The sequence below is a fragment of the Comamonas halotolerans genome (assembly GCF_030162935.1).
Taxonomy (GTDB): domain Bacteria; phylum Pseudomonadota; class Gammaproteobacteria; order Burkholderiales; family Burkholderiaceae_C; genus Comamonas; species Comamonas halotolerans.
The window spans coordinates 1-8203 of record NZ_JASAUZ010000024.1; the positions used below are offsets into that span (position 1 = coordinate 1).

General features: G+C 47.5%; 8 protein-coding genes and 2 pseudogenes. 4 read left to right on the forward strand and 6 right to left on the reverse strand.

Annotated elements, in window-relative coordinates:
- Positions 1-218: 218 nt before the first annotated feature.
- Positions 219-1355, reverse strand: coding sequence for a GNAT family N-acetyltransferase (locus tag QEP11_RS12775; protein ID WP_284337044.1), 1137 nt, complete (start codon positions 1353-1355; stop codon positions 219-221).
- 538 nt (positions 1356-1893) lie between these two features.
- On the opposite strand from QEP11_RS12775, the gene QEP11_RS12780 reads away from it, so the two are divergent.
- Entirely contained in the window at positions 1894-2028 is a 135-nt protein-coding gene (locus QEP11_RS12780; RefSeq protein ID WP_284337045.1) for a hypothetical protein, read from the forward strand.
- Positions 1992-2270, forward strand: a complete 279-nt coding sequence (locus QEP11_RS12785; RefSeq protein ID WP_284337046.1) for a hypothetical protein — start codon at positions 1992-1994, stop codon at positions 2268-2270. Before QEP11_RS12780 ends, QEP11_RS12785 begins: the two co-directional genes overlap by 37 nt.
- Before the next feature lie 411 nt (positions 2271-2681).
- On the opposite strand, the pseudogene QEP11_RS12790 reads toward QEP11_RS12785, so the two are convergent.
- The 4 genes and pseudogenes from QEP11_RS12790 to QEP11_RS12805 form a co-directional block, all read right to left on the reverse strand.
- Positions 2682-3289, reverse strand: a pseudogene (locus QEP11_RS12790) (IS5 family transposase); the annotation flags it as partial.
- 67 nt (positions 3290-3356) lie between these two features.
- Entirely contained in the window at positions 3357-3812 is a 456-nt protein-coding gene (locus QEP11_RS12795) for a hypothetical protein (RefSeq protein ID WP_284337047.1), read from the reverse strand.
- 1240 nt (positions 3813-5052) lie between these two features.
- Positions 5053-5145, reverse strand: coding sequence for a hypothetical protein (locus QEP11_RS12800; RefSeq protein WP_413788729.1), 93 nt, complete (start codon positions 5143-5145; stop codon positions 5053-5055).
- A 242-nt stretch (positions 5146-5387) separates the two neighbouring features.
- Positions 5388-5534, reverse strand: a complete 147-nt coding sequence (locus QEP11_RS12805) for a membrane lipoprotein lipid attachment site-containing protein (protein WP_284337048.1) — start codon at positions 5532-5534, stop codon at positions 5388-5390.
- Positions 5535-6012: 478 nt separating this feature from the next.
- On the opposite strand from QEP11_RS12805, the gene QEP11_RS12810 reads away from it, so the two are divergent.
- Complete coding sequence (locus QEP11_RS12810) at positions 6013-6339, forward strand: hypothetical protein (protein WP_284337049.1); 327 nt, start codon at positions 6013-6015, stop codon at positions 6337-6339.
- A 529-nt stretch (positions 6340-6868) separates the two neighbouring features.
- Entirely contained in the window at positions 6869-7813 is a 945-nt protein-coding gene (locus tag QEP11_RS12815; protein WP_284337050.1) for an IS110 family RNA-guided transposase, read from the forward strand.
- 15 nt (positions 7814-7828) lie between these two features.
- Here the strand turns inward: QEP11_RS12815 and QEP11_RS12820 are convergent.
- Positions 7829-8178: pseudogene (locus tag QEP11_RS12820) on the reverse strand (transposase); the annotation flags it as partial.
- Positions 8179-8203: the final 25 nt, after the last annotated feature.

Sequence of the window (8203 nt, forward strand, 5' to 3'; positions counted from 1 at the left end):
GATTCACCATGCTCTGTGACACCTAGCTGACACCCCTTGCAACAGCCTGATGCATTTAGCGCCTAGTGCGTGAACGCACAAAGCTCAGACCAATGAGGCTACTTTGCCTGTCAATCCCCTGCCGAACGATACGCTCGGCGTTGTGATTATTTGATTGTTCTGGTTGCCACCAAAGTTTGCTGCATGAGCGTTGGGGCACTTGAGAGCGCTTTTCTCTATTAGCAAGTCTTGAACGGGTTCGCGCGCTGCAACCCTTCCACATAACCTTCTACGGCCAAAGCCTCTCTTTGCAGAAAGTTATCAATGGCCGCGGAAAACCGGCGGTCTGCAACCCAGTGGGCTGAATACGTTTTGACCGGCAAGAGGCCTCGTGCCATTTTGTGCTCTCCTTGAGCACCGCCTTCAAAGCGTTCAATGCCTTGCTGGACGCAGTAAGCGATGGACTGCGCGTAGCATGTCTCGAAGTGCAGACCTTTGACAAACTCAGTTGAACCCCAGTGGCGTCCGTAAAGGGTCTTGCCTGCACGTACATTGAGCGCCACCGCCACTGGCGCTCCATGCCGTTCAGCCAGGATGAGCACAAAGTCGAGCACTCGCTCCTCATGAGCCCTGAGAAAAAACTCCAGGCTCAGATAAGGGTGTGACCAGTGCTCTGTATAGGTGTTGACGTAGCAGGTGTAAAAGAATTCCAGCTCCTCACGCTGCAATTGTTCGCCTTCAAGCCATCGATAAGTTATTCCAGCTGCAGCCACATATTTGGAGTCTTGCCGCAGCTTCTTGCGCTTGTCTTGCGAGAGGCTGCTCAAAAAGTCTTCAAAACAAGTGTAGCGGTCATTGTTCCAGTGGAACTGCACGTTCTCACGCAGCATGAATCCTGCCTCCACCAACGCAGCCCTATCCTGAGGTTCGGTAAATAGCACATGCACTGAAGAGGCTTGCACCGCACCGCATAACTTAGTTAGTTCGTACGCCAAGGCACGACGTGCCTGCTCATCTCTGGCCAAAAGCCTCGGCCCCTGGACAGGCGTAAAAGGCACGGCCACCGTCAGCTTGGGGTAATACAACAGGCCATGTGTCTCAAACGCCTGAGCCCAGGCATGGTCAAATACAAACTCCCCACGGGAATGGGTCTTGACGTAACTTGGCACGGCGGCGACCAATTGCCCCCCCTCACGGAGCAGCAAAAAACTGGTGTGCCAGCCTGTATCTGCTCCAACGCAGCCAGTTGATTCAAGCAGCTTGAGGAATTGGTAACTCATGAAAGGATGGCTGTTGGCGATTGCCTGCCACTCATCTTCCGCAACATTGTTAAGCGAATCAACCAAGGTCGCTGTGTATCGCCTTTTTATCGTCATGCCCTTATCTTGCAAAAGTCACCCTCATCCACAGCTGTTGCTGCGTAAGATAAGCATTCTGAATGGCGCTTGAAAAGCATGGCCGCCTCCCCCTCACTACACCACATGCATTGCAGGGATAGTGATTGATAGAACCTGAAAAAAGCCACTTTGTGGGGCCGATGGGGATAGGGTACTGCTTAGCTACAAACCTCTTTTCAGCATTTTTATCTCGTAAGCTACAACAGCAATAGTTCTCAGATCAATCCCTAAGATCGAGACTATTGACACTGAATATTGATTGAAATTTCCCAAAAAATCAAACTACTACAAAATAATTTAATTTTCCACCTAAAAAATCAAACACATATTTTTTTCATCATCCTGAATCGTAGATGTTTACTTTATCGAACATTTACTATTTCTTGTAAAAATATCTTGCGTATGAGATTAGTTACCTGGATGATATGTAACAGTTATTTTTTAGTTGACGAACCATGTCTACTTCAATGTAACTCAAATCTAATAAGTTTTAAAAATTTCAAAGAGAGGAAGTTTCATGAAAGAATTCAAAATTTTTCAACATCCGTCTGGAGAAATTCAAGCTGTAAAACAAGGTATTTGCTGGCCTGCTTTTTTATTCACTTTTTTTGGGCCATGGCTGCAAAAATGTGGATTTTGGGCATTGGATTAATGCTTACGTTTATTTTATTAGGCATTGCTGTGGGACTCTTTATCCCTGATGCTGGAGCTGGCACAGACGCAGTGATCAACTTAATATCACTTGTTACGAGTATTTTTTTCGGAATAAAAGGCAACATCTGGAGGGAAAGCAATCTTCTTTCGAGAGGCTTCGAACAAAAAGACAAAGTTTGGGCCATCAACAAAGATCAAGCTGTTGCAAATTTCTTAAAAGATTTGAGAATGGCTCAATGATTAAATCATAAAAAAAATATCTCCTAACGAACAGATTAATTATTTTTACTCATTCAAAATACAATAAAAAAATTATTTTAAAATAAAAAATCAAGATAGATTATTTCAATATCAAAACAAGCACTGTATGGCTGCTTAGCAGCCAAACAGTACTTTAATGATTTAAATATATTTAACTTCAATCATGAGCATATGTATACCTAAAAAATATCAGATAGCAAATACTAGAGCCTTCATACAGGCACAGTATTGTGCGTAACAATTAACCATAGGGTAGATCTGAAAAACTCATCTTCCGACGCCATACGCGATGAAGGTGCGCATTTAAAGCTGCAATGGATGAGCATCTCCTGCTTCAGAAGTCATCTCAAACACCTTGCCCAAGCACTCTCCGGCTGTTTACAGGCACACTTATGCCTGCAATGCCATGATTTTTTCCCGCGCCATCCACAAATTGGCTAAAGCAAAAAACGTCACTATCTGCCCTATGTTCTTGACCAAGCCTTTGTCGCGCACTTTGACAAATCCGAACTGCTGCTTGATGACCGAAAACAGATGCCCCCCCTTGGCACGAATACGTGCGTTAATCGACTGCATCCATCCGCAATGCGCTCCTTGAACTGCGACTTGTCCAAGGCCTTGCGTTTGCCCGGACGCATCGCCACATGACAACGCACAGCGCTTCACGCGTCACCACGTTTGTCTGCGCCCTGGTATTCTGCGTCACCGTAGGCTTCAACTTCCTGACCGTGCAACAGGGCATTGGTTGGGGTCACATCATTGACATTGACCGCTGTCGAGATGACCGAGTGCAACAATCCCGAATCGGCATCCTCGCCAATGTGATCCTTCATTCCGAAGTTCCACTGATTGCCCTTGTTGGCTTGGTGCATCTCGGGATCGCGCTCGCAGCTGACGTTCTTCGCTGAACTTGGTGCATTGATCAACGTGGCATCGACAGCCGTTCCGCTCTTGAGCAACAAGCCATAGCTCAACAGAGCGTTGACCATACGCAGCATGACCGCGAATAAATAACTGACAGCTTGAGTTGAGTCGAAAGAGCTTAACTATCGCCGACCTTGCGGCTTAGGCTTTTGCGCGCACATGATCCTCAACGGTAAGCCACCCCATGGTGCCTACCCCCTCATTGATGATGTCCAAATGGTTTCCGCCTTCGTATACACGAATGCTTTTCCCTTTGAACAGATTCGGAGCCATGCGATCCAGCGACAGCAAAGCTAACTCAATCACTTCACGTAATTCCGCAAGAGGCAGCGATGCATAGTCAATATCAAACACTGTCGTAAGCGGTCCATATACGATTCGCGTTGCTTCACCTCCTGGAGCAATACATAACTTCGTGTGTAGCAATTCTGAAGCTGTAAACTTTCTGCCTGCGAATTTTTCCAATGCTTCCATGCTTCTCTTTACTCCCAAAGATTGCCATGTGGAATTCCAGAGTGCCAGAAGCTGTGGAGCAACAATTTGTTTTTGCTTAAATTTTGCCCAACTGTGCAAAATTGCTTCAGAGGCGGGAGACAAGCAACTGCAGTAACGCAAAACATCATGCAGTGACTTCAGTTGTTTCAGGCCAAGCTTTTGCACTGAGCGCATCGAGCTGTCTAGCAACAGTTATAGTTTCGCTAATTTCACAGGCTATCCATCAGCCTGCGGCTTAACAACTAGATGCAACTGTCTCTTCAGGGCAATGTCCTGAACGTCATACTGCATAAAGTTGAATGCGCAGCAGCATCTCGACAGGAAACGTTGCTCACCCTTTGCGCACCTTCAGGTGCATAAGCCACAATCAAGTCCACCAACTCTCGCCACGGCACGACCTGCTGCATCAGCTCTAGGAATTCGCGTTTGCGTGTTCTGGGCGGAAAGGTTCAGGCCGAGATCGAATTGCTGCATGGGCTGGGATGCTGTCGCACTCTGCAGGCATGTGCAAGCAGATGCGTTGAGGGCTTATGCAGAAGCGCCCTAAGCAATACAGTAGCAAACACCCCTTAGGGTAGCTTTTCGTCCGCAACCACTTCAAAGCTTCTGCTTAATCTTGATAGCCTGACTGCGATCGAAACTGAGATCGCTAGCTAACGTGATCAATTTCCCATTGTGCTCATCGCTGATGAATGGGCTATATGACAAAAGCCAGAAGTAATAAGCATCATCGCTGATCAGCAGCGCTGTCTGGTTGGCCTTGTCATGCTAATTAAGAAACAATTTTATAAAAACCATAGAACGGGACAAATAAAGAAACTTTCAAATCCGAAATTTGAAATCCTTCAAGATTTTTGGTTTACTAACAGATTCCTTTCATGGACTCTTTTCACCCATATAGCCTCGGTTGAGCACCATGACAGCGCCATCGTGATTGAGACAATAGTCGGCGATTTTCGTAGTAAGCCACGTCCCAAAAATTATCGAATCATTCCTACTCATACCATTTGCCAATGGTACTTGTTGAAATCAAAGTTGCTCAGAGAACGCACGCCGGTTGACACAGAGACAGCGCACAATACTACGGCAGCCGCTGCGCCAACCAGTTAAACCGGCGTTTGCGACATGAGCCACAAGTGTTGATTTCTGAACATTTTGACTGCATAGATGAAATCCTAGAGCTTTGGTTATAAGCACTACAAAGACATTTCCAGGAAATTCACCAATTCCTTTAACTACAAGAAAATTACGAAAAGGCCTCAGTGATATCTGAGGCTCATATAATTACCACTGAATGGATACTGGAACTCAACTAGCAATCAATTGTCGCTTCTTTCCGTCGTCAATGGTTTTTTATATCATCGGCTTTCTTTTTTGCAAGACCTTCCACCTGCTTAGCAATGCCCTTGGCCTCTTGTTCAGGGCTATCAATCAATTCACCGAACTTTTCCTGAACCTTGCCAGCTGCATCCTTGATGTGTGCCCTTAACCTGCTCTTTGCTCTTAGTGACTCCTTGTAATAGCTGCAACGTACTGCTGTATAAAGTTAGCCGTTTAGACAACACTTGACCTTCAGCGCCAAGAAGCGATACAGGTATCCTGGGTCTTAGAGTGAAGCTGCTGCAAAAACTCAAGTAAAAAGGCTCCACGTACACAATTCGCCTGAATCTTTAACAATCAGCAACGCCCTTTTTTTGCTTGTCCCGGTGGGCAGCCATGCGGGTGAGGCTTCTTGTAGCCATGGTCGTGATAATGGCCATCGTGATAGACAGCGCAGCCGCTCAGTCCAAAGGCAATGACAGCCAATGCCAAAAGTTTCTTCATATATTTGATCTCCAATCATTAGGTGAAGAAATTTTACGACTCTTCTGCGCATCAAATCGGCAAACTTTGTTCAGATTCAGATCAAACATTAAGCAGTCGATTACGGCCTACAAATGAAGCTACAACCAGCCTACAAATGAGTCGTCGAAAGAACTGCTACCAATTAGTGCAAAACAATGTACACAAACTGTGTTGCCCTGTACACGACCTCGAAGAAATCGCCAACAGAATCTGCAGCTAAACCGTTCCGAGACTGAGCCTTAGAACCAGCACCTTGAACCACAGAACTGTTTTTCGTACAAGAAAAAATCATATTTGAGGTGTATTTTTTGCATTTAAAGCAAAAAAAAACTCAACCAGCTATAATTGAAAAGCGCCCTGAGATTATTCAGTCAATAAATACCTAGAGAAATAGGGAAAAAAGACGCAATAGTCTCAGGTTCACAAACCCTTGACAAGCTTAAGGAGTTGAAGAGATTTGGTTAATTCCATCACCAAGGAGCAAGCGCTCCAGATCACTGCGCTAAATAGCGCGGGCAAGCCCCTCAGCACCATTGCAAACCAACTGGGCATTTCACTCAACGCAGTACGTCAGTACTGCACCATCCAGCGAAAATCCCCCTCGCTGACAGCACTCAGCAACCGCACTCGAAGCAAAACGAAAGCACCGCTCAATGCAGTGCCTATCAAAACCAAAGACACCAAGTACACGGTACTAGAGTTCAAGCCAGATCCCAAAGGACCACTCCTCAACGCAACGATGACGGAAAGATACCTTGGCCTCGAACTCTCCTACCGCAGATAGGTCTTGCAATCTATACCTTGTGCAGCATTCCAAAAATAAGAAAACGTTCAAGGTATAAATGGCGAACTTTAAAACGCCGCTTGAGCGGCGTTTTTTTTACTCCATTCAGGGCGTGATAATGCAAAAAGCATGGACTTAAGCACAGACGCCAACGATGCCGGTTACACATTAGTATTGATACGCAAGCATTGCAGAAATGAGCCATCTGAAGAGCTTCGGCGCTGTTGCACAAATCGCTGCGTAGCCAGTTGTAGGCCCGCAGCATGAGTCAACCGCACAAGTCCCACTACCGCACTACTGAGAGCTGCTTGTATGTTTAAGGGTGTCGGGGTGAGGGTCGAGAGCCGCTATCGGCTGTTGATGCAGACCGACCGTGTTAGACCCCTCCCTCCCCACCTCATAGCTTCGATAAGGAACTGAGCAGCACGCAGCCTTTGGGCAGCGTGACTGCCAATCTGAAGACAAGCCAACGCACATTGGTGGCAAGCAGTACGCCCCGAAAAGTTATTTTCTTTGTTGGAGGTGCGTTATGCAAACAACCTTTATTGGTGTCGATGTCGCCAAGACAGAGTTAGTCATCAGCGTCGATGAGCAAGCACCGATTGCTTTAAAGAATGACGCCAGTGCTATTGCCCAATGGCTCAGGGCTTTGCCCCACGGCAGTTGCATTGCCATGGAGTCCACTGGGCGTTATCACCAGCAACTTGCGCACTTGGCACAGCAAGCGGACTTTGCGGTGTATGTCCTGAATGCACGTGATGTGTACTTCTACGCCAAAGCTTTGGATGCAAGGGCTAAGAGCGACGCAGTGGACTGTGTGGTGATTCGGCGCTATGTGCAAGAGCACCAGCACAGCCTGCCCCCTTGGCAGCCAGGCTCTGAAGTGCTGCAGCAGTTGAATGCATTACTAAGCCGTCGTGCACAAGTGTCAGCCCACCAAGCAGCGGTGCTTCAAACACTCAAGCAAGTCGGTGAGCTGGGCTCAGAGATTGACGCACTTATGCAATCTTCCAACACCGTGCTTAAGGCGATCGACAAACACGTGCAGCAGTTGATTGCTGCAGATGAGGCAATGCACGCTGGCAGTCAACGCTTGCAAACCATCACGGGAATCGGGCCGCAAACCAGTGCCTTGCTGACGGCACTGTTTAGCCGATTGTGCTTTGCCAATTCTGATGCTGTCGTCGCCTACAGCGGCTTGGATCCACGAGCCAATGACTGCGGCAATAAACGGGGCAGACGGCGCTTGAGCAAACGCGGGCCTGCGCTTTTACGCAGGCAGATGTATCAGGCCGCTTTCGCGGCCAGTCACAGTAAAGCTCTCAAGCCACTGTATGCTCACATTCGAGCCAGAGGATTCTCCACCACAGAATCCATGGTCATCTTGGGTCGCAAACTGCTGCGCGTAGCCTTTGCGGTGTGCAAAGGCACCGCAGTTTTCAATCCAGAGCAACTTCTTCCCAAAAATCCTTGAATGAAAACATAGAACCTAACACCACCTATCCACGAATCGTGCACAGATGATTGCAGCAGCCAGTTTGAGTAAAGCCATGTGTATATCCAGGCGCCGCTCGAACCGGATGCGCAGTTTTCCAAAGCCAGCAAACCAGCCATGAGTTCGCTCCACGACCCAGCGGTGCTTGCCTAATCTTTCACTGCTTTCAATACCTCGCCTGGCAATGCGACTGACGATTCCACGCTTTTGAGATGCTGTCTGCAGCGTGAGTAGTTGTTCCCTTTATCTGCGTGAAGTTTGTATGGCCGCCTGCGAGGGCGGCCATACAAACCTTTGATTGCGGGGATGGCATCTACGCACGGCTCAAACAGCATCGAATCGTTCTGTTGGCTACACTAAGGAACCTCC